The organism is Paraliobacillus ryukyuensis (genome assembly GCF_003315295.1).
In the GTDB taxonomy this organism is placed as follows: Bacteria; Bacillota; Bacilli; order Bacillales; family Amphibacillaceae; genus Paraliobacillus; species Paraliobacillus ryukyuensis.
The window spans coordinates 19146-39325 of sequence record NZ_QNRI01000010.1 but is presented as its reverse complement, the minus strand read 5'-3'; the positions used below and the strand labels follow the sequence as shown (position 1 = coordinate 39325).

At 35.3% G+C, this 20180-nt stretch carries 21 protein-coding genes; 12 read left to right on the top strand and 9 right to left on the bottom strand.

From position 1 onward, the window contains the following. The first annotated feature begins 273 nt into the window (after positions 1-273). The 11 genes from DES48_RS12790 (at position 274) to DES48_RS12745 (ending at position 9308) form a co-directional block, all read left to right on the top strand. Positions 274-720, top strand: coding sequence for a DUF5392 family protein (locus DES48_RS12790; RefSeq protein ID WP_245911454.1), 447 nt, complete (start codon positions 274-276; stop codon positions 718-720). Positions 721-1015: 295 nt separating this feature from the next. Beyond that, positions 1016-1855, top strand: a complete 840-nt coding sequence (locus DES48_RS12785; RefSeq protein WP_113869763.1) for a formate/nitrite transporter family protein — start codon at positions 1016-1018, stop codon at positions 1853-1855. Positions 1856-2022: 167 nt separating this feature from the next. Beyond that, positions 2023-2223, top strand: coding sequence for a hypothetical protein (locus DES48_RS12780; protein ID WP_113869761.1), 201 nt, complete (start codon positions 2023-2025; stop codon positions 2221-2223). A gap of 155 nt (positions 2224-2378) precedes the next feature. Next, positions 2379-3263, top strand: coding sequence for a 50S ribosomal protein L11 methyltransferase (locus tag DES48_RS12775; protein WP_113869759.1), 885 nt, complete (start codon positions 2379-2381; stop codon positions 3261-3263). 90 nt (positions 3264-3353) lie between these two features. Further along, positions 3354-3953 (top strand): alpha/beta hydrolase, encoded by a 600-nt coding sequence (locus tag DES48_RS12770; RefSeq protein WP_113869757.1) that lies wholly within the window; start codon positions 3354-3356, stop codon positions 3951-3953. A 181-nt stretch (positions 3954-4134) separates the two neighbouring features. After that, positions 4135-4524, top strand: a complete 390-nt coding sequence (locus DES48_RS12765; protein WP_113869755.1) for a GntR family transcriptional regulator — start codon at positions 4135-4137, stop codon at positions 4522-4524. After that, the gene (locus tag DES48_RS12760; protein ID WP_113869753.1) at positions 4517-5413 is read left to right on the top strand and encodes an ABC transporter ATP-binding protein; all 897 of its coding nucleotides are present in this window, start codon (positions 4517-4519) and stop codon (positions 5411-5413) included. Before DES48_RS12765 ends, DES48_RS12760 begins: the two co-directional genes overlap by 8 nt. Beyond that, positions 5388-7349, top strand: coding sequence for a DUF6449 domain-containing protein (locus DES48_RS12755; RefSeq protein ID WP_113869751.1), 1962 nt, complete (start codon positions 5388-5390; stop codon positions 7347-7349). Before DES48_RS12760 ends, DES48_RS12755 begins: the two co-directional genes overlap by 26 nt. 17 nt (positions 7350-7366) lie before the next feature. Further along, on the top strand, positions 7367-7909 hold the full coding sequence (locus DES48_RS12750; protein WP_113869749.1) for an RNA polymerase sigma factor: 543 nt from the start codon (positions 7367-7369) through the stop codon (positions 7907-7909). A 95-nt stretch (positions 7910-8004) separates the two neighbouring features. Then, positions 8005-8142: a hypothetical protein gene (locus DES48_RS15955; protein ID WP_170126219.1), complete on the top strand. Its 138-nt coding sequence runs from the start codon at positions 8005-8007 to the stop codon at positions 8140-8142. 119 nt (positions 8143-8261) lie between these two features. Next, a complete protein-coding gene (locus DES48_RS12745; protein ID WP_113869747.1) occupies positions 8262-9308 on the top strand; it encodes a lactonase family protein in 1047 nt (348 codons plus the stop codon). Between the two features lie 130 nt (positions 9309-9438). On the opposite strand, the gene DES48_RS12740 is transcribed toward DES48_RS12745, so the two are convergent. From DES48_RS12740 to DES48_RS12725, 4 genes are all read right to left on the bottom strand, one after another. Next, the gene (locus DES48_RS12740; RefSeq protein ID WP_179123909.1) at positions 9439-10176 is read right to left on the bottom strand and encodes an amino acid ABC transporter ATP-binding protein; all 738 of its coding nucleotides are present in this window, start codon (positions 10174-10176) and stop codon (positions 9439-9441) included. A 46-nt stretch (positions 10177-10222) separates the two neighbouring features. Then, positions 10223-11422, bottom strand: coding sequence for an amino acid ABC transporter permease (locus tag DES48_RS12735; protein WP_113869745.1), 1200 nt, complete (start codon positions 11420-11422; stop codon positions 10223-10225). Between the two features lie 6 nt (positions 11423-11428). Further along, a complete protein-coding gene (locus DES48_RS12730; protein WP_342769952.1) occupies positions 11429-12610 on the bottom strand; it encodes an amino acid ABC transporter permease in 1182 nt (393 codons plus the stop codon). 83 nt (positions 12611-12693) lie between these two features. Further along, a complete protein-coding gene (locus DES48_RS12725; protein WP_113869853.1) occupies positions 12694-13755 on the bottom strand; it encodes an amino acid ABC transporter substrate-binding protein in 1062 nt (353 codons plus the stop codon). Between the two features lie 295 nt (positions 13756-14050). Between DES48_RS12725 and DES48_RS12720 the strand changes: the two genes are divergently transcribed. After that, the gene (locus DES48_RS12720) at positions 14051-14353 is read left to right on the top strand and encodes a hypothetical protein (RefSeq protein ID WP_113869742.1); all 303 of its coding nucleotides are present in this window, start codon (positions 14051-14053) and stop codon (positions 14351-14353) included. Positions 14354-14467: 114 nt separating this feature from the next. On the opposite strand, the gene leuD is transcribed toward DES48_RS12720, so the two are convergent. From leuD to ilvC, 5 genes are read right to left on the bottom strand one after another with little or no spacing between them, the layout of a single operon-like run. Continuing rightward, positions 14468-15058, bottom strand: coding sequence for a 3-isopropylmalate dehydratase small subunit (leuD, locus tag DES48_RS12715; RefSeq protein WP_113869740.1), 591 nt, complete (start codon positions 15056-15058; stop codon positions 14468-14470). Positions 15059-15089: 31 nt separating this feature from the next. Continuing rightward, positions 15090-16505 carry a 3-isopropylmalate dehydratase large subunit gene (gene leuC / locus DES48_RS12710; protein WP_113869738.1) on the bottom strand — a complete coding sequence of 472 codons (1416 nt, stop codon included), beginning with the start codon at positions 16503-16505 and terminating at the stop codon, positions 15090-15092. 26 nt (positions 16506-16531) lie between these two features. Beyond that, positions 16532-17593: a 3-isopropylmalate dehydrogenase gene (leuB, locus tag DES48_RS12705; protein WP_113869736.1), complete on the bottom strand. Its 1062-nt coding sequence runs from the start codon at positions 17591-17593 to the stop codon at positions 16532-16534. Between the two features lie 16 nt (positions 17594-17609). Continuing rightward, a complete protein-coding gene (locus DES48_RS12700) occupies positions 17610-19157 on the bottom strand; it encodes a 2-isopropylmalate synthase (RefSeq protein WP_113869734.1) in 1548 nt (515 codons plus the stop codon). Further along, positions 19144-20175 carry a ketol-acid reductoisomerase gene (ilvC, locus tag DES48_RS12695; protein WP_245911451.1) on the bottom strand — a complete coding sequence of 344 codons (1032 nt, stop codon included), beginning with the start codon at positions 20173-20175 and terminating at the stop codon, positions 19144-19146. Before ilvC ends, DES48_RS12700 begins: the two co-directional genes overlap by 14 nt. Between the last annotated feature and the right edge of the window lie 5 nt (positions 20176-20180).

The following is a 20180-nucleotide window of genomic DNA, read 5'->3' as shown; positions in this document are numbered from 1 at the left end:
CTTTCATAGCTACTATTATAGCAGATTATAAGCGTTAACATTGACCACAATAGAAGAAAAATATATAATAAGAATAAGAAATTGATTTTCCTTAAGGGGAGTAGCTTTTACAGCAAAGTCGTCAGTACAGATATGAAAATTTTCATTCTCAGCTTTGTTGGCAACATAAGTTGTTAGCAAGACCTTACCACTACTTTTGGGGAGGTCTTTTTTCATACAGTGTAATAAAATACAATTCCAAGTAATAATATGGTCAGAAAAAGGAGAGGTGTAATGATGAATCCTTTATTATTTGAAAATATGCCACCTTTTATTAAAAGAGAAATGGAAAAAATAACAGAACAAATACAACCGTTAATGAAGAAAAATTCTAAATATGTGATGTTTGCATTTCCACTAATGATTGTTGGCGGGTTTAATTTATTATTAACATTCTTCCAAGGTGGAGTAGGTTTTGATCAACTGCTAGTTCCATCTATTTATGCGTTGATAACAGCTATTGGTATCGCGCTTTATAAAGAGTCAAAACATGTAAATAAACAAATTCATCGAATTGGAAAAAATCACATGATTGAACGGATTGAAACTAGTAGTATCATTGCGGATGATAAGAAAAATGCTTATATTAATATGGTGAAAAAACACTCTAAAATGAGCTTGCAAATTTTTATTAACTTTCTTACAGAGGAAAATAAACAAAAACAAAATATGTATCTATAAGCAAAGGAAGTTGTCTAAAAAGGCAACTTCCTTGTTTGTTTTATTACTAGAATCAATTTCAATTGGCTCTATACTGAATGTGGTGGTGTCCTCTATCACAATGGAAAGTTCTTTCACTTATTTTTAAGGAAGACATTTAAAAGAAATAGCCATATAACGTTCGTCTTTTATAAGTGTGGATCCAATTATGAAATTGCTTCACTTAAAAGATTTAAAATTTGTTCACAACTTCACGAAATAGTTCTGATATAATATGTTTATAATTTCACAAACTGAATGGAAGGATCTGATTATTATGGACTTCTACAGTCCACAAGAAATTGCTAATTATACGGTTAAATCCGGTAAAAAGAAAGCAAATTATACGGTTTTACAATCCTCAATTTTAGGTTTTCAAGCTGGAGCATTTATTGCACTAGGTTTCCTCTTGTATATTCGAGTCACTACAAATATGCCAGAGGCTTGGGGAGGATTTAGTACTTTTATTGGGGCATCACTTTTCCCACTTGGACTCATCTTAACATTATTAGCAGGCGGCGAATTATTAACTGGAAATATGATGGCTGTACCATTATCACGTATGGAAAACAAAATCAAAACTGGACAGGTACTAAAGAATATACTTATTATCACTTGTAGTAACTTTGTTGGAGCGATTTTTGTTGCTTATTTTTTCGGTCACGTTGTTGGTTTGACTGAAACAGGTGACTATTTAACGACTACCGTTCATCTAGCAGAACATAAAATTGAAGCAACTTTCATCCAAGCATTTGTGTCCGGTATCGGTTGTAACTGGTTAGTCGCTTCCGCTGTATGGCTGTGTTATGGAGCAAAAGATATGGCAGGAAAAATATTGGGGATATGGTTTCCAACAATGGCGTTTGTAGCAATCGGTTTTCAGCACGTTGTAGCTAATATGTTTCTTATACCTGCAGCAATTTTCGCTGGACATGTCACATGGATAGAATACCTACACAATTTTGTCCCAGTATTATTAGGAAATGCAGTTGGAGGTATTTTGTTTGTTTCTGGAGCTTATTGGCTAGTGTATTTAAAAAAAGAATCTACCGTCAAAGTGGAAATCGAAGACACAACATTATCACCTGCTTTTAGTTCAAACAAAAAAGCTACGTAAAAATTTTTTCTTTAGTCTTAACTAAAAACTCGGCATTGTCCGAGTTTTTTTATGTAAAAAATATATTTTTGCGTAAATATTGGTAAAAAAGTTGTCACTTTTATTAAAATACTTTAATATGATTTTATATTTAGTAATTTAACATGAGCAGCAAAGAGGTGAAATTTTTGCTTAAGGTAATGGAATTTCCTGTTACTAATCTACTAGGAATGTACTTATATTTGCTCATATTTATTATGGTTGCTGGCGTATTAACTAGTAGTATTTTATTCTTTATTCCTAAGAAAATTAGTTTTGCTTTTTCTAATAGTATTGTCGGACTGAGCGTATGTATTGCTATTATACTATGGTGGTTTGTCATTTTTTAATCTATCTCTCTAGTTCATGGTAAAGCTATTTCTTTGTTATGGATGATAAGAAAATATTCAATAATGTTTTTCCTTTTATATTTTCTATATTATTGAATTTTAAATGTTAAGGTATACTATTCTTAATTATACAATACATAAAGTGAGGAGATTTTTTGTTATATCAATTTTCAGTTCAGCTGCCTTATACCGCCATTAATTTGTATATTGAGGCACTAAGTGCAGTTGGAATTTTTAATTATTACTATGAAGAACCGATATATGTCACAACGACAAGCAATGGGTATGGATATGAAACAAAGCAACAACAACATATTCCTTTCTATATATTTGCAGAACCAGAAGAAGTAGAGAACTTGCCAGATAGTTATACCACATTAATTGCAAAACAATTGCAACTTAAGCCAGATGACGTGAAAGTTGAAATTATCGATGATCAACTTGATCAAGATCCATTCCAAACAGTAGATTTAGCGAACGGCTGGGTCATTTGTTATGATCAAGAATCAGTAAACATGCACAATCAAAAAAACGTCATTCAATTAGACCCACAAGCTGCATTTGGTACGGGATTACATGAAACAACGCAGGACTGCTTACGTATTATCCTTGATCAATCATTTCGAGGACGTAAAGTCTTAGACCTTGGAACTGGTTCGGGAATTCTTTCGGTGGCAGCTGCTCTCAAAGGCGCTGAAACAGTTATAGCGGTTGACAGAGAAGCTGTGGAACGAGAAGTATTATTGCAGTTTGGTTTAAATGAGTTAGATACTAATCTAACCGTAGAACAAGCAGATATATTAGCTGATGACGCAGTTCTTCATGAGAGTGGAGATTGGATATTTATCAATATTGGTGCTGAAGAATCTATTGCATTAATTAACCAACACGACCTATTAAAACGGACGAACCATTTGTTGCTGTCTGGAATTGTTGAATGGAATTATCAATCCTTAGTAGAACTTGTGGAATCAGGTGGTTTTACATTGCAACAAAACCTGCAGATAAATGAATGGATGACATTTTATTTTTCAAAATAAACAGAAAGACATTAGCATTTGACAGTGTTTCAACTTTTTTATTATAATTGCTTTGAATTCGAGATAAAAGAATGGTTGGAGGCTAACGATATGAAGCACATTTTTAAGCAAGGTGATCAGAATAAACCAGTCTTCTTGTTATTGCATGGCACAGGTGGGACAGAAAATGATTTATTGCCAATTGCAGAAAAAATTGATCCACAAGCTAGTGTGTTAAGTGTTCGTGGTAATGTAAATGAAAATGGGTTGAATCGATTCTTTAAACGTCTGGCTGAAGGTGTCTTTGATGAAGCCGATTTAGTAAAACAAACACAGGATTTGTACACATTTTTAGACGAAGCAGCTGAGCAATATGATTTTGATCGTGATAATGTCATTGCAATTGGTTATTCAAATGGAGCGAATATTGCAGGAAGCTTACTTTTTCATTATAAAAAAGCTTTAAAAGCTGCAATACTTCACCACCCGATGGTTCCAAGACGTAATATAGAGTTGCCAGATTTAACAGGTACTGCTATCTTTATTGGTGCAGGTGAAAATGATCCATTGATTAGTATTCAAGAATCGAATGAATTAGCGGAAATGTTAAAAAAGAATGGTGCGGCTGTTAATCTCCACTGGGAAAATAGAGGGCATCAACTTTCTTTTACCGAAATAGAAGCTGCTATCAAATGGTATGAAAGCTTGTAACTGTCAATAATCTTCAACTAGTAAAAAAATATCGATTAAAAATCTACAGAGCTCAGATCTGTAGATTTTTTTTGTTTACCGTTTTTGTGAAAAAATAGCTTTACATTTAGAAATTATTCACTTATAGTTTAACTGTACTAAGTGATTTAATACAGTTAATACAGTTGTTAGGAGGTTAGATATGTTCGATTTAGATCTACGTAGTAGACAACCAATTTATGAACAACTGGTTGAAAAAATAAAAGAATTAATTGTTAATGACGTAATGAAAACGGATGAAAAACTTCCATCGGTTCGAACGCTGGCGCAAGAAATGACGATAAACCCTAATACTATTCAAAAAGCTTATCGTGAATTGGAGATGCAAGGATATATATACTCACTTAAAGGAAAAGGCAGTTTTGTGGATAGTTTAACCAAAAATATTAGTGCAGAAGAAATAGAAAAAATCCGAAATGAGTTGCAAAAAAGACTGACCGAAGCGTTTTTTATTGGTATATCAAAAGAAGAGATTTATACGTTAGTGGAGCATACCTATCTTGATGTTGGAGGTGACCGAAAAAATGATTAAATTAACCGATGTATCTAAGAAATATGAAAAAGAGATGGTATTGAAAAAGGTTTCATTAGAAATAAAAAAAGGATCCATTTTTGGATTATTAGGATCAAATGGTGCAGGTAAAACGACTTTACTAAAAACAATGGCTGGTATATATAAACAAGAGAGTGGCGACTTAACGATTGATAAACAAACTGTTTTTGAAAATCCAACGTTAAAACAAAATGTCCTCTTTATACCGGACTTACCGTTCTTTTTTTCACAATATACCGTGAAACAAATGGCCGAGTTTTATGCAGATATGTACAAAGATTGGAATCAAGAACGCTTTGATAACTTGCAAAAAGTATTAGATTTAGAGGTTAATAAAAAAGTAGCTCGATTTTCAAAGGGAATGCAGCGACAAGTAGCATTTTGGCTTACATTATGTACGATGCCAGAGGTATTGATTTTAGATGAACCTTTTGATGGATTAGACGCGGTGATCAGACAAAAAATAATTAATCTTATTATTCAAGATGTAGCAGATCGTAATATGACAGTGATCATTTCTTCCCATAATCTTCGTGAAATTGAAGATATTTGTGATCATATCGGAATCTTACATAAAGGTTCACTTATTTTAGAAAAAGATATTGATGATCTCAAATCGGATGTGCATAAAGTGCAAATAGCTTTTAAAGATGTTCCTACATCTTTATTTGAATCACTAGATATTGTTCATCAAGAAAAGCGAGGTAGCGTACATTTATTGATTATTCGAGGAAATAAGGAAGAAATTGATCAGCTAATTAAACAAACGAATCCAATCGTCTATGATTTACTTCCGCTAACATTAGAAGAGATTTTTGTGTATGAAATGGGAGGTGTTGGTTATGCCATCGAAAACATCTTGGTTTAAAAAAGAATTATCCAAAAATGATTTTCGACAAGTTGGTTGGATTGGGCTCATGTATACAGTGGTATTAATTTTTGCTTTGCCACTAAATGTTGCAATGCAACTGGGACAAGATAATCTATCATCTCAGATTCAAGAAGAGGGATATCATCTATTTGAGTTTATGCCAGTGATTCAGCTTATTATGCTGTTTACTGCACCTGTACTTTTAGCAGTGTTCAGCTTTCGCTTTATGCAAGTAAAGCAATCAGCTGACTTCATGCATAGTCTACCAATTAATCGCATCTTGATTTATCTTCATAAAATCGGATACGGAACATTGCTGTTAATTTTAACAGATTTAGTGATAAGTCTTATCTTATTTATAATGGCAAGCACAGTAGATGTTTCTGCCTTTTATACAATAAGTGATATTTTCCCTTGGTTTGGTTTGACATTATTGTTTCAACTATTTGTTTTTAGTGTCGGTACATTTGTAGGCATGATTACTGGACTTTCTGTAATCCAAGGTTTATTCACGTATATCTTTTTATTACTTCCTTCAGGGATATCCATATTAATATTCTACAATTTAGATCTCGTGTTAAACGGTTATCCTGAACCTTACTTTATCGAAGAAAAAGTAATGCAATTCTCTCCGATTACAGATAGTGTGAATATGCTTTATGAACTAAATATATCATTTATCAAAATGTTTATTTATGGATTTTTAACCATTGTTATCTTTCTTATAAGCTATTGGTTGTATAAAAATAGAAGCGTAGAAGCTGCATCACAAGCAGTTGCATTTTCACCGCTTCGACCTGTGTTTATCTATAGTTTTACTTTTTGTATGACTTTATTAGGTGGATTATACTTCGGTTATGCCCAGAAAGGAACTGGTTGGTTAGTTTTTGGTTATATTATTGCTTCAATTATTGGCTATTTAGTAGCACAGATGATCTTAGCAAAAACGTGGCGTGTGTTTACGAATTGGAAAAGCTATCTTTATTTCATCATCGGCTTTACTATCTTAGCAATGTTGATTGTATTTGATGTAACAGGTTATCAAGAACGCGTACCTGAAACAAGTAAAGTGGAAAAGGTTTATATAATGGATAACCATAATCATTATGCATTCAATCAAATAATTGATGAAATGGATAAGGGTATGGAATCTAAGGAAATTATTTCTGATGTTAGGGAATTGCATCAGTATTTAATTGAACATGGTCAAGAAACAAAAATAGACGAGAATAGTAGCGAATTTACAATAAAATATCAGTTGGAAAATGGACGAGAGGTTATACGACAATATTATATAGCTAATAACGCTAATTTAGATAGCTTGCTTAAACCAATTTATGAAACAGAAGAATATAAAAAAACAAATGAATTATTTACTTTAACAAATCTAAAGCAGATGGAAATTTCTAATTACAGATATGGCCGATACGATACAACCATATATGATCAAGGGAAAATAGAACAGGCAATGAATGCTTTGAAAAAGGATTTTCTTGCTCAATCCTATGAAGACATGCAAAACAACGCGAAGCTTTTAGCTGATGTTGAGCTAACAACAACCGAAGATAAGTACATCTACTTTCCTATAAAAGCAACTACGACTTCCTTTATAGCATGGTTAAAACAAGAAAATTTATACGATGAAGTCATCGTTGACGCTGAGGATATTGAAGCCGTTTATGTACGAGAATTCAATGCGGAAAACGATGATATCTATAATAATAATTTATATAAAAACCTTGATAGTGATGAAGTTGTTAAAATTACAGATAAAAATAAAATAACAGAATTAATGAATAGTGGAAATGGAGAACGTTACGGAAAAGATCTAGTGTATGGCATGGCATTTAAAGTAAAAAATAATCCTCAGTTACAGATAGATATTATCGATACTGATCACATTCCACAATTTATTACAGATGCGTTTAAATAAACAAAGGAGGAGACATTTTGATCGTTAAAGCACCTACTTCTGAAAATATACGTCCATTTCATGATTATTTTAAATGTCATTACCACGAAATGTTGGCATTTGCACGTTATATTACAAAAGACTACTATTTAGCTGAAGATGTGATTCAAGAAGCGTTTTTAAAAGCATATCAGCATCATTCTGATATAAATGATTCTTCGAAATGGAAAGCTTGGATCAAAACAATTGTAAAACGTACAGCAATAGATTGTTTACGTAAAGAACATCGTATAGTTCTATTGGAAATGAACGATATAACAGAAAATTATGTGACCACTACAACGGCCGCTTCCTTTGTTGAAGAAGCATTGGATCGAAATATATCTTATGAACAATTACATCAAGCCATTTACCAGCTGCAGCCAATATTACGAACAGTTTTGTACTTGAAGCTACAAAATGAACTAGCTGATAAAGAGATTGCCCAATACTTAAATATATCTTTATCAGCTGTGAAAACACGGTTATACCGCGCAAGGAAACAATTACGGCAATTGATGAATATGCCGTCCCTTCAATAAGTTGGACGATTATTATGTTGAAAAACTCCTGTTAATTTTTACTGGTAGTAAAGTGTGCACGTATGGAAATAGTATTAACAGGAGGTGAAAAGGACATGCGTAGACGAAACATGATGCTTCCTATAATCGCTTCGATTGGTGTTGGTACTGCAGCGTATTTAAGTATGCGTGGTAAACGTGGCATGGCTAACCCAATGGAAAAAATGACAAAAGCAATGAACCAACCCCATTAGTATTAAGAAAAATACGAGCAGACAACAAATTGTCGTCTGCTCGGTTCAATTCCTTAAAATAGCTTCTCCTTCTAAGATTTGTTATAATAAACGAAATTAGGATAAAAGGAGTGGAGAAATTGGCAAATCAATATATTGGTTACATTGGAACGTATACGAAAGAAGAAAGCGAAGGAGTTTACAAATTTACATTAGATACAGATCAAGAGCGAATCATGGGAGTAACTCCAGTTGCAAAGTTACAAAATCCTACATATCTAACGGTTACAAACGATAACAAATACCTATATGCAGTATCAAAAGAAGGAGACAACGGTGGTGTTCAATCTTTCCAAATAAAAGAAACAGGAGATCTTGAAGCACTTAATAGTCAAGCATCTGCTGGTTCACCACCATGTCATGTAAGTGTCAAAAGTGATAATAGTAATGTAGTCACAGCAAATTACCACACTAAAAAAGTAGAATCTTATTTAACCAATGAAGACGGTTCATTAAAACCTGTCGTTGATGTTGCGGAACATGAAGGATCAGGGCCGAATGATCGTCAAGAAAAACCACATATGCACTTTGCTGGCTTTACACCAGATGAAAAGTTTTTAATCGCGATTGACTTAGGTAGCGATAAAATTATAACGTATAAAATTGAAGCAGGTAAATTAACAAAAGTTTCTACTTTTGAAAGCAAAGCCGGTAGCGGACCACGTCATATTGCTTTTCATCCAAGTGAAAAGTATGCATATGTAATGACTGAACTTACGTCAGAAGTAATTGTATTAGATTACAACAAAGAAGATGGTTCATTTAATGAGAAACAAACCATCAAAGCGATTCCTGCTGATTATACGGATGTCAATGATGGCAGTGGCATTCATTTAACTCGTGATGGAAAATTTGTTTATGTGGCCAATCGTGGACATAATAGCATTGCGCAATTTGCAATTAATGAAGATAATGGTGCATTAACTTTTGTTGAATGGACATCAACTGAAGGGAACTGGCCACGTGATTTTGTGTTAGATCCATCTGAAAAATATGTAGTAGCAGCCAACCAAAAATCAGGGACTTTAACACTTTTTAGAAGAGATGAACAATCTGGTAAACTTACGAAACTGCAATCTGATGTGAAAGCTCCTGAAGCAGTTTGTGTGAAGTTTTTACATGCTTAAGAAAATAATATTTAAATAGTATATATGCAGGTTCGTATGTTCATCCAATTGGTTTGGTGAATATAGGATGTAAGAAAAAAGAACGGTAAATGGACTATAAAACATCTACCGTTCTTTTATGTGTCTACTTCTATAAAATTTGTGATAAAAACAATTTCGTGCGATCATGTTGTGGGTTATCAAATAGTGCTTCTGGTGTTCCAGTTTCAACAATTTCACCATTATCAAATAGAACAATCCTGTCTGCAACTTCTCTTGCAAAACCCATCTCATGTGTGACCACAAGCATTGTCATACCTGATTTGGCTAGCTCTTTCATAACATCTAATACTTCCTTGATCATTTCTGGATCTAAAGCGGAGGTAGGTTCATCAAATAACATGATCTCTGGTTGCATTGCTAGTGCACGTGCGATTGCTACACGTTGTTGTTGCCCCCCTGAAAGTTGACCTGGATACTTGTTTGCTTGTTCGGGAATTCCGACACGTTCTAATAATTCTAATGCTTCTTTTTCCGCTTCCTTTTTCGGCTTTTTTCGTACCCAAATAGGTGCTAAAGTTATATTTTTTAAAATGGTCATATGGGGAAACAGATTAAATTGCTGAAACACCATCCCAGTTTCTTTTCGAATCGCTTCAATATGCTTAATATCATGCGAAAGGGTAATTTCATCAATAACGATGTCACCTTGTTGAATGTCTTCTAAACCATTTATGGTTCGAATGAAGGTGGATTTTCCCGATCCAGAAGGGCCAAGAATAACTAATACTTCTCCTTTTTTAATTGATAAATTCACATCTTTTAATACATGAAGCTTGCCAAACCATTTATTAACATTATGACATCGGATGATCTCCTTTTCGGGCATTTCTTTAGGCATTACTTGTTCCAAATCACTCAACTCCCATTTTTGATTATCGTTTGCCAACTCCTAATGTTTCTTCTAAACGACGACTTGAATAAGACATTGCATAAGCAATCACCCAATAGACAAGGGCTACAAAGAGATAGACTTCCATGTGATGACCTAAAAACGCTGGGTTAGATTTTACTGTTTGGGCGATCCCTAGTAAGTCTACTAATCCAACAATAGCTACGAGTGACGTATCCTTAAACATAGAAATACTTTGTCCGACGATTGCAGGTATTACGGCTCTTAATGCTTGTGGAAGAATAATCAAAAAAGTAGACTGTATCGAACTTAAACCGATTGTTTTCGCAGCTTCAAACTGTCCTTTTGGTATCGATTGTAATCCTCCTCGCACATTTTCCGCCATATAAGCCGCAGTAAATAATGTTGCTCCAATCATAACTCGAATAATATTAGCTACAGTAAATCCTTCTGGTAAAAACAATGGAATTAGAATTTGCATCGAGAAGAATACTGTAATCAAAGGAATTCCTCGAATAAATTCAATATAAGCAATACAAAAATACTTGATAATGGGCAATTTACTCGTACGACCTAAGGCCAATAATATTCCAATGGGGAAGGAACCGACAATCGCTACTGCTGATAGGATAACGGTTAACAATAATCCGTTCCACATACTTGTTTGAACACTTGGAAGAATACCAAATCCTTGTAAGAAAAATAATATGACAATGATGGAAAATAGCCATCCACCAATTCCAATCATTTTCCCTTTAGGTAGTTTTAATCCAATAACGTAGCTTGCAAATAAGGTTACAATATTACTTAATAACCAAATTTTTGTATGCCCTGATAAAAAAGGTAATGCTAAATGGATAACGTAGATAGCGGTTAATAGAAAACTTAATTGACGGATGGTACCTTTCCAAATCCCAGCAGATAAACCAAACAGTAAGGTGAGATAAAGTAAGGCAGACCAGACACGCCAAATTTCTTCTTCTGAAAATTGACCGACCATAAACAATCGATAATTGGCTCGAATAACTTCCCAGTCAGCATTAGTTACTACCCAAGTAAGGGTCCCTTTTAAAACGATAAAAATAATAAACAGAGAAACGAAAGTTAAAATAATGTTAAACCAGCTATTAAATAAATTTTTTTTTGTCCAACCAAAAATCGTTTGCTTTTGCTCAGGGGGTAGTACCTTGCTTTTGGTGGGGGTAATTTCTGTATGCATCATGCTATATCACCTTTCTACTAATTGCATTCTTCGATTAAAGCTATTCATAACTAAAGAAGTAATTAGGCTGACTATCAAATAGACACTGATCATAATGATGATCATCTCAATGGCATGACCTGATTGATTCATCGAAGTATTACCTACACTTACTAATTCTTGATAGCCGACTGCAATCGCTAAACTTGAGTTTTTTGTTAGGTTTAGATATTGACTTGTAACTGGTGGTATGATGATTCGTATTGCTTGCGGTAGAATTATAAGGCGCATCATCGTGGAATTTTTTATCCCTAGAGCTTTCGCCGCCTCTGTTTGTCCTTTTGATACAGACTGTATACCTCCACGCACAATCTCTGCAATATAGGTAGCAGTATAGATAACCAAACCTAACAAAATTGCAGTGAATTCTGAAGAAATCCGCAATCCACCAGTGAAATTAAAATTTCCTAGTACAGGATTATCAATATTTACTGGAGCGGATCCTGAAACGATAAATGCAATAACTAGCATGATAATTAATGTAGCTAACGACCATAAAAAAGGAAAGGTTCTTTTCCCGTTTTTAATCTGACGTTTTAATTGTATAACCCAGATAATGACTGCCCCAACAACACCGATTATGAATAAACTAACCCAAACGGCTGTACCATCGTTTGTGGTAAACCAAGGCATTGCAATTCCGCTGTTATTAAAATAGAATCCAGCAACTGAAATACTTTCTTGCGCAGAAGGGAGCGTTAATAATACAGCAAAATACCAAATAAACAATTGAACGAGAAGTGGTGTGTTTCTTATAATTTCAATATATAACCCAGATAATTTTCGCACGAGCCAATTATTTGATAACCTAGCAATACCTACAATAACCCCGATGATTGTTGTTAATATAACCCCGATAATAGATACTTTCAAAGTATTTAATATACCAACTAGTAACGCACGACCGTACGTATCCGTAGGTTGAAAAGTAATTAAAGATTCAGAGATATTGAATGAGGAAGTTCGTTGTAAAAAATCAAACCCAAAATCAATTCCCAAACGCTCTAAACCTATTAATGCGTTATTAATTAGATAACCGCATAAAAGTAAAACAAATATTGCAAAAAAAAGTTGTAACATAATTGGTATCATCCGATTATCTCTCCAAAATGGAGTAGAAACATGTGATTTTTTTGCCAAAATATTCACCACCAACATTTTTTCTAATCGTTCAAAGAGCCTGCCTATTCGCATGGGAAGAGCAGACTCTTATAATTAAATAACCATCGCAATTATCGGAAAGGAGGAGAGTATAAAATACCACCGTCTGTGTAAAGTGAATTCAATCCTCTTTCTAATTTAAATACGGTATCTGGTCCTAGATTACGATTATAAATTTCTTCATAATTACCAACGTGTTTAATGATTTGAACGGCAAAATCATTCTCTAATCCTAACATCTCACCTAGTTCCCCCTCATTACCCATAAACCTACGAATAACTGGATCACTACTATCAATAAATTCATCAACATTTGTGGAGTTGATACCCAATTCTTCAGCTTCCATGGTTGCATAAGTGGCCCATTTCACGATATCAAACCATTGATCATCCCCATGACGAACAGTTGGACCTAAAGGTTCTTTCGATAACGTTTGTTCTAAGATCACATGTGCATCTGGTTCGGACAAAGTTGATTGTCTAGAAACTAATCCTGACTTATCAGTCGTCCATGCATCTATGCTTCCTGATTCATAGGCTTCTACAAGTGAATCACTATCATCGAATAAAACTTGTTCATATTCAATACCTAATTTACGGAATTGGTCAGCTAAGTTTGCTTCTGTGGTTGTTCCGGTTTCTACACCAATTCTTGCTCCAGCCAATTCTTCTAAACTAGTTATGCCAGTATCTTTACGCACCATAATTCCTTGCCCATCATAAAATGTGGTTGGAGCAAAGTTTGTGCCTAATTCTACATCACGTTCTACGGTCCAAGTTGTGTTTCTGATTAACACATCAACTTCCCCAGTTTGTAGTGCGGTAAATCGTTCTTGAGCGGATAAAGGTCGAATTTCAATCGCCTCAGGATCATCGAAGATTGCTGCCCCTAACACCTTAGCAAAATCAACATCAAAACCTTCATAGTCACCATCTGAGTTTACATAACCGAATCCAGGTAATTGATTATTTCCTCCAACTACTATATATCCTCGTTCTTTTACTTCTGCTAACGTAGTTTTTCCTGATGAAGCATCATTCGTTGAATCTGTTGCTTCATCTGTTGTCTCATCTCCATCTGTACTAGTATCTGTTGAAGAGCATCCTGTTAACGTCAATAGGAATACCAACATGCCAGCAAAAACAAATTGCAAATAACGCTTTCTGTTCTTCACATCTTTTCCCCCCTAAATTTTTGTAGTACGTAACTCTCTTTTACCTTGATGTAGCAGAACATAACTATGTTAGGTAATGTACTTAGAAACAAGTTTATAGAAGTATTGGTAATAATAGAATAAAATTGTAAGAATATATAACATACTTTTTCTGAAAATTCTGAATAATTAACATATAAAAAGGTAAGTATAGTTTGAAATGTAGTTGGAAAATGTAAGGTTGAATGATGTGATAAAAGGAGGTAGTACACAGATGAAGCAATATATATTAATTATATGTTTGGCCTTCACAATTATACCTATTCAACAGCTGGATGCAAAAGAAATAGAACAAGATATAAAAAAAGATCACCAATGGGAAGTAGTACATGAAAGAATTGTGACAACAGATCTCTATCAACACGATTTCAAAACGTGGCATCATTTTATTCAAGAAGAAGTTTCTTGTAATGTAAGGAAAAAAGTGAGAATTCGAGTATTGCACTGTGATGTACATAATCTATACAAGACAGAAGTGGAGGATTTGGGGATTGAACATAGTGAAGACCATGGATAACTAAATAATGAACAGAAGTATAATGAATGATGTGATTACATAACAAAAAGCGAACGAGCATGATTATGATAAGGGATCATATTCCGTTTCCGTTCGCTTACGTTAGTTCATACATTAGTAAACAACATGCTGTGCCTCAAATTGTTCAATTTTATCTGCATAATTCAAAGTTACTGAGATTTCATCCCAACCATTGAGTAGCATTTCTCTAGGGTAGTCCGCTAAATTGAAATTTGCTTTAAAGCCTTGCGAATCGTATACAGTTTTCATTTCTAAATCTACTGTGAGTGTATAGTTCGTTGCTGTAGCATGATCGATTAATTTCTGCACTTCATTTTCGGATAGTTTGACTGGTAAAATACCGTTTTTGGTGCAATTATTATAAAATATATCAGCAAAGCTTGGTGCGATAATTACTTTGAAACCAAAATCTTGTAGTGCCCAAGGGGCGTGTTCTCGAGATGAACCACAACCAAAATTGTCTCCTGCAACTAGAATAGAAGCATTTATATATTTAGGATCATTTAATGAAAAATCTGTTTTTAGCTGATCATTTTCATCGTATCTCCAATTATAAAATAAAAATTGACCAAATCCTTGTCTTGAGATACGTTTCAGGAATTGTTTTGGAATAATTTGGTCTGTATCAACATTTGTTCGATTAAGTGGATAAACCAAACCCTGATGGGTACGTAAAGGTTCCATCACGATAACCTCCTTCTTATTTAGTGATGTATTAAGCTGTTGGAACAGGCATCTGCCTAACGTCAATAAATCTACCTTCAATCGCAGCAGCTGCCGCCATTTCTGGACTAACTAAGTGTGTTCGAGCTCCCGTACCTTGACGTCCTTCAAAGTTCCGATTAGAGGTGGAAGCACAACGTTCACCTGCTGGTACAATATCCCCATTCATTGCCAGACACATGCTGCAACCAGCACCTCGCCATTCAAAACCAGCTTCTTTAAAAATACGATCTAATCCTTGTTCTTCAGCTGCAATTTTAACTGATTGTGAACCTGGAACCACGATGGCACGGACATTTGAATTGACTTTGTGTCCCTTAATTATATTTGCTGCACGTGTGAGGTCTGCCAGTCTTGAATTTGTACAAGAACCAATAAAGACATGTTGGATTTGAACAGAAGTGATTGTCTGATCTGCTTCTAATCCCATATATGCTAGGGCGTGTTCGATTTCGTTTCGTTCATTTGTATTTTTAGCATGATCGGGATTAGGGATAGTGCCACTGATCGGTATACACATGCCAGGGTTCGTACCCCAAGTAACTTGTGGTTCAATTTCATCTGCATTAATTTCTACCATTGCGTCATAGCTTGCCCCTTCATCAGAAGCTAAGTCAAGCCAGTCAGCAGCTACTTGATCAAAAACAGTTTTATCTGGCCCGTATTTTCTTTCGCGTAAAAAGTCAACTGTCGTCTCATCTGGACTAATAAGACCAGCTCGAGCGCCTGCTTCAATCGACATATTGCATATCGTCATTCGACCTTCCATAGATAAATCACGGATTGCTTCACCAGTGTATTCTAGAACATAACCAGTACCAAACTTCACACCAAATTTACCAATGATCGCTAAAATTAAGTCTTTTGCTGTTACCCCAGTACCCAATTTTCCATTAACCTTTACATTTAGTGTCTTTGGTTTGGATTGCCAAATGGTTTGGGAGGCCAGTACATGTTCCACTTCACTGGTTCCAATTCCAAAAGCGAGTGCACCGAAAGCACCATGAGTAGAAGTATGGCTATCACCACAAACAATAGTTTTGCCGGGTTGGGTTAAACCTAACTCGGGTCCGATAACATGCACAATTCCTTGGTGTTTGTGATGAATATCAGCTAAAGATATTCCGAATTCTTCACAATTTACTTGCAATTGATCCATTTGTTTTTTTGATACTTCATCTTTGATTACGTTGCGATGAACAGTTGGCACATTATGATCCATTGTGGCAAATGTTCGACTAGGTTGCCGAACCGTACGTTTTTTTAAACGAAGCCCTTCAAAGGCTTGCGGAGAAGTTACTTCATGGATTAAATGAAGATCGATATATAAGAGGTCTGGCTTCCCTTCTTCTTGATGGACAACATGTTTATCCCAAATTTTTTCGATAATCGTTTTTGGTTTTCCCATGATTTTTCACTCCTTTTTTGGTGTAATTATATCTGTTTAATTATCATTTTAGTTATTTCTTTTGTATTTACTTGTTTCCCACCATTTACATGTAGATCAGCGGTGTGGTATCCAGATTCAATAGTTTTTTCAACGGCTTTTTCAATAGCTTCAGCTTCGTTTTCCATTTGAAAAGAATAGCGTAAAAGCATTGCCGCTGATAATATGGTAGCAATTGGGTTTGCAATACCTTTTCCGGCGATGTCTGGTGCCGATCCATGTGCGGGTTCATACAATCCAACACCATTTTCAGCTAAGCTTGCGGACGGTAACATCCCTAATGATCCCGTTAATACAGAAGCTTCATCACTCAAAATATCTCCAAACATATTCTCTGTAACGATAACGTCAAATGAAGTAGGATTCGTAATTAACTTCATGGCACAAGCATCAACTAATTCATGATTTACTACTACGTCAGGGTAATTTGTTTTCTTTTCTTCGACAATCTCTCGCCAAAGTTTACTTGATTCCAACACATTTGCTTTGTCTACAGAGGTAAGCTTTTTCTTTCGAATTTGAGCCGTTTGAAAAGCTTTATCAATGATTCTTTCTATTTCATAGCGTTGGTAGGCGAGGGTATCAACAACATCACCATTGGCTAAACGTTCACTTGGGGTTCCGAAATAAAGACCACCCGTTAATTCACGTACAATGATGAGATCACTACCTTGAATGATTTCTTGCTTTAGTGGGGAAGCATTTAGTAGTGAGTCAAATCCTTTTACAGGTCGTAAATTTGCAAAAAGATCCAATGCTTTGCGAATACCAAGTAACCCACGTTCAGGTCTAAGATGGGAAGGGTATTGATCCCACTTTGGTCCACCAACAGCACCTAACAAGACAGCATCTGCTTGTTTACAAGCTTCTACAGTTTGATCAGGTAGGGGAGTGCCTACACTATCAATGGCACTACCACCAATTAATTGCGTTTCACAAGTAAAATCATGCTTGAATTGTTTTGCAATAGTTTCCAGTACTTGCTGGGTCGCATCGATAATTTCTGGACCGATGCCATCCCCAGGAAGTAAGACGATGTGTTTTGTCATAAAGTTACCCTCCAGTTCATGAGCTACTATCTACAACAGATGCTTTATGTTTTTTTAAAATAAATATACGATTAATTGCATTAAGATAAGCATTTGCTGCAGCTGCTAATACATCTTGTGCTGTTCCTCGACCACTAACAAAAACATCATCGATTTTCATACTTACATGCACTTCTGCTAGTGCATCTGTTCCTTTACCGATAGAGCTTAACGTGAAATCTGTTAATTGAATGCTTTCTTTTATTAACGCGTCAATTGTATTATAAAGTGCCTCAACGCTACCTTGACCAGTTTTTGCTGTTTCGATTTCATTCCCATTAGGATCACGAATTAATACAGTTGCCGTGGGTAGATTATGTGAACCATATTGCACTTGAAACGAAAGTAACTCATAACGTTTTCTGTTTTGGATATCTGTTTGAATGTCCGTTAAAATAACAAATAAATCGTCATCAGTTACTTCTTTTTTACGGTCTGTTAATAACTTGAAAGCTTGAAATGCTTCTGTTAATTTCTCTTCTGTTAGTTCAAATCCAAGTTGTTCGATTTTGTCTTTAAATGCATGTCGACCAGAGTGTTTTCCTAATACGAGATTATTGGATTGAATACCTACTAATTCAGGTGTAATAATTTCATAGGTTTGGGCATGCTTTAATACACCATCTTGATGAATGCCAGATTCATGGGCAAATGCGTTTCTACCCACGATTGCTTTATTTCCCGGGACGATCATTCCAGTGAATTTACTAACTAGATCACTAGTTCGTTTGATCTCATTTAAAACCATGTTCGTGTGGTATGGATAAAAATCTTCTCTTATTTTCAAAGCTACAGCGATTTCTTCTAACGAAGCATTACCTGCACGTTCACCAATCCCGTTAATCGTCCCTTCAATTTGGGTAGCACCGTTTTGCATGGCGGCAATAGAATTTGCTATTGCCATTCCTAAATCATCGTGACAGTGACAAGACAGGTCAACTTTCTCGATATTTGGTACGTTTGCTTTAATATATCGGAACATCTCCCCATATTCTTTCGGTGTGGTATATCCAACCGTATCAGGTAAGTTAATCACTGTGGCACCTGCGTCAATTACTTTTTCAATGATTTTTGCTAAAAAAGGAAGTTCTGAGCGAGAAGCGTCTTCGGCAGACCATTCGACGTCTGTTCCTTTTGCTTTTGCATATTGAACCATTTCAACCGATGTAGCCATCACTTCTTCAGGCGTCTTCTTTAATTTATATTCCATATGAATAGGGGAGGTAGCAATAAAAACATGAATTCTCTTTTTCTTTGCATCTTTGATTGCTTCCCATGCGCGATCGATATCTTTACGATTGGCTCTAGCTAATGCAGTAATAGTTACGTTTTCTACTGTCTCAGCTATCTTTTTTACTGCATCAAAATCCCCTTGGGAGGAAGCAGGGAAACCTGCTTCCATGATATCTATACCTAAACGTTCTAATTGTTTCGCTATTTCCAATTTTTCTAACTGATTCAGATTGACGCCGGGAGATTGCTCGCCATCTCTTAGTGTCGTATCAAAAATCTTAATTTGCGTCATGTGCGACCACTTCCTTCTTCGCGTTCGCTCTTTGTTTTACAAAGGGCATTAATTCACGAAGTTCTTTTCCAACTGTTTCAATTTGATGTTGATTTTCTTTTGCATTGGTTGCATTAAATTGTGGACGATTCGCTTGATTTTCTAGGATCCAATTTTTTGCAAATACACCTGTTTGAATATCTGATAACACATCTTTCATGCGTGCTTTGGTATCTTCATTAATAACACGAGGTCCAGAAACGAAGTCACCCCATTGCGCTGTATCTGAAATAGAATAACGCATACCTTCTAATCCGCCCTCATACATTAAATCGACAATAAGTTTCAACTCATGCATACATTCAAAGTAGGCAACTTCTGGTTGATAGCCGGCCTCTGTTAATGTTTCAAATCCAGCTTTTACAAGGCTTGTTAACCCACCACAAAGAACGGCTTGCTCACCGAATAAATCTGTTTCCGTTTCTTCTTGGAAGGATGTTTCTAGAATACCAGCACGTCCTGCACCAATTCCTTTTGCATAGGCAAGTGCTATGTCTTTGGCATTACCAGTGTAATCTTGATACACGCCATATAATGCAGGGACACCTGCGCCTTCTTCAAAAGTACGACGAACAAGGTGTCCAGGACCTTTCGGTGCAACTAAAAATACATCAACGGTTTCTGGTGGTACTACTTGATTGAAGTGAATATTAAACCCATGAGCAAAGACTAATGCGTTTCCAGCTTCTAAATTTGGTTCAATACTTTCTTTATAAATAGTTGGTTGGTATTCATCTGGTAAAAGTACCATGATAACATCAGCAACTTTTGTTGCATCAGCAACAGATTTAACTTCAACCCCATCTTCGACAGCTTTATCCCAAGACTTTCCTTTTCTCAAACCTACAACAACATCAAAACCACTTTCCTTTAAGTTTAATGCATGGGCATGGCCTTGCGATCCGTATCCAATAATAGCAATCTTTTTAGCTTTTAAAACCTCTTCTTGAATATCATTGTGGTATAGTACTTTTGTCATAATAA

What these genes read in the sequence shown, in the direction of transcription:
- DES48_RS12790 (WP_245911454.1), top strand. Translation starts at nt 274, where the DNA reads ATGATGAATCCTTTATTATTTGAAAATATGCCACCTTTTATTAAAAGA.
- DES48_RS12785 (WP_113869763.1), top strand. Translation starts at nt 1,016, where the DNA reads ATGGACTTCTACAGTCCACAAGAAATTGCTAATTATACGGTTAAATCC.
- DES48_RS12770 (WP_113869757.1), top strand. Translation starts at nt 3,354, where the DNA reads ATGAAGCACATTTTTAAGCAAGGTGATCAGAATAAACCAGTCTTCTTG.
- DES48_RS12765 (WP_113869755.1), top strand. Translation starts at nt 4,135, where the DNA reads ATGTTCGATTTAGATCTACGTAGTAGACAACCAATTTATGAACAACTG.
- DES48_RS12760 (WP_113869753.1), top strand. Translation starts at nt 4,517, where the DNA reads ATGATTAAATTAACCGATGTATCTAAGAAATATGAAAAAGAGATGGTA.
- DES48_RS12755 (WP_113869751.1), top strand. Translation starts at nt 5,388, where the DNA reads ATGCCATCGAAAACATCTTGGTTTAAAAAAGAATTATCCAAAAATGAT.
- DES48_RS15955 (WP_170126219.1), top strand. Translation starts at nt 8,005, where the DNA reads ATGCGTAGACGAAACATGATGCTTCCTATAATCGCTTCGATTGGTGTT.
- DES48_RS12740 (WP_179123909.1), bottom strand. Translation starts at nt 10,176, where the DNA reads ATGCCCGAAAAGGAGATCATCCGATGTCATAATGTTAATAAATGGTTT.
- DES48_RS12735 (WP_113869745.1), bottom strand. Translation starts at nt 11,422, where the DNA reads ATGATGCATACAGAAATTACCCCCACCAAAAGCAAGGTACTACCCCCT.
- DES48_RS12725 (WP_113869853.1), bottom strand. Translation starts at nt 13,755, where the DNA reads ATGTTGGTATTCCTATTGACGTTAACAGGATGCTCTTCAACAGATACT.
- DES48_RS12720 (WP_113869742.1), top strand. Translation starts at nt 14,051, where the DNA reads ATGAAGCAATATATATTAATTATATGTTTGGCCTTCACAATTATACCT.
- leuD (WP_113869740.1), bottom strand. Translation starts at nt 15,058, where the DNA reads ATGGAACCTTTACGTACCCATCAGGGTTTGGTTTATCCACTTAATCGA.
- leuC (WP_113869738.1), bottom strand. Translation starts at nt 16,505, where the DNA reads ATGGGAAAACCAAAAACGATTATCGAAAAAATTTGGGATAAACATGTT.
- leuB (WP_113869736.1), bottom strand. Translation starts at nt 17,593, where the DNA reads ATGACAAAACACATCGTCTTACTTCCTGGGGATGGCATCGGTCCAGAA.
- DES48_RS12700 (WP_113869734.1), bottom strand. Translation starts at nt 19,157, where the DNA reads ATGACGCAAATTAAGATTTTTGATACGACACTAAGAGATGGCGAGCAA.
- ilvC (WP_245911451.1), bottom strand. Translation starts at nt 20,175, where the DNA reads ATGACAAAAGTACTATACCACAATGATATTCAAGAAGAGGTTTTAAAA.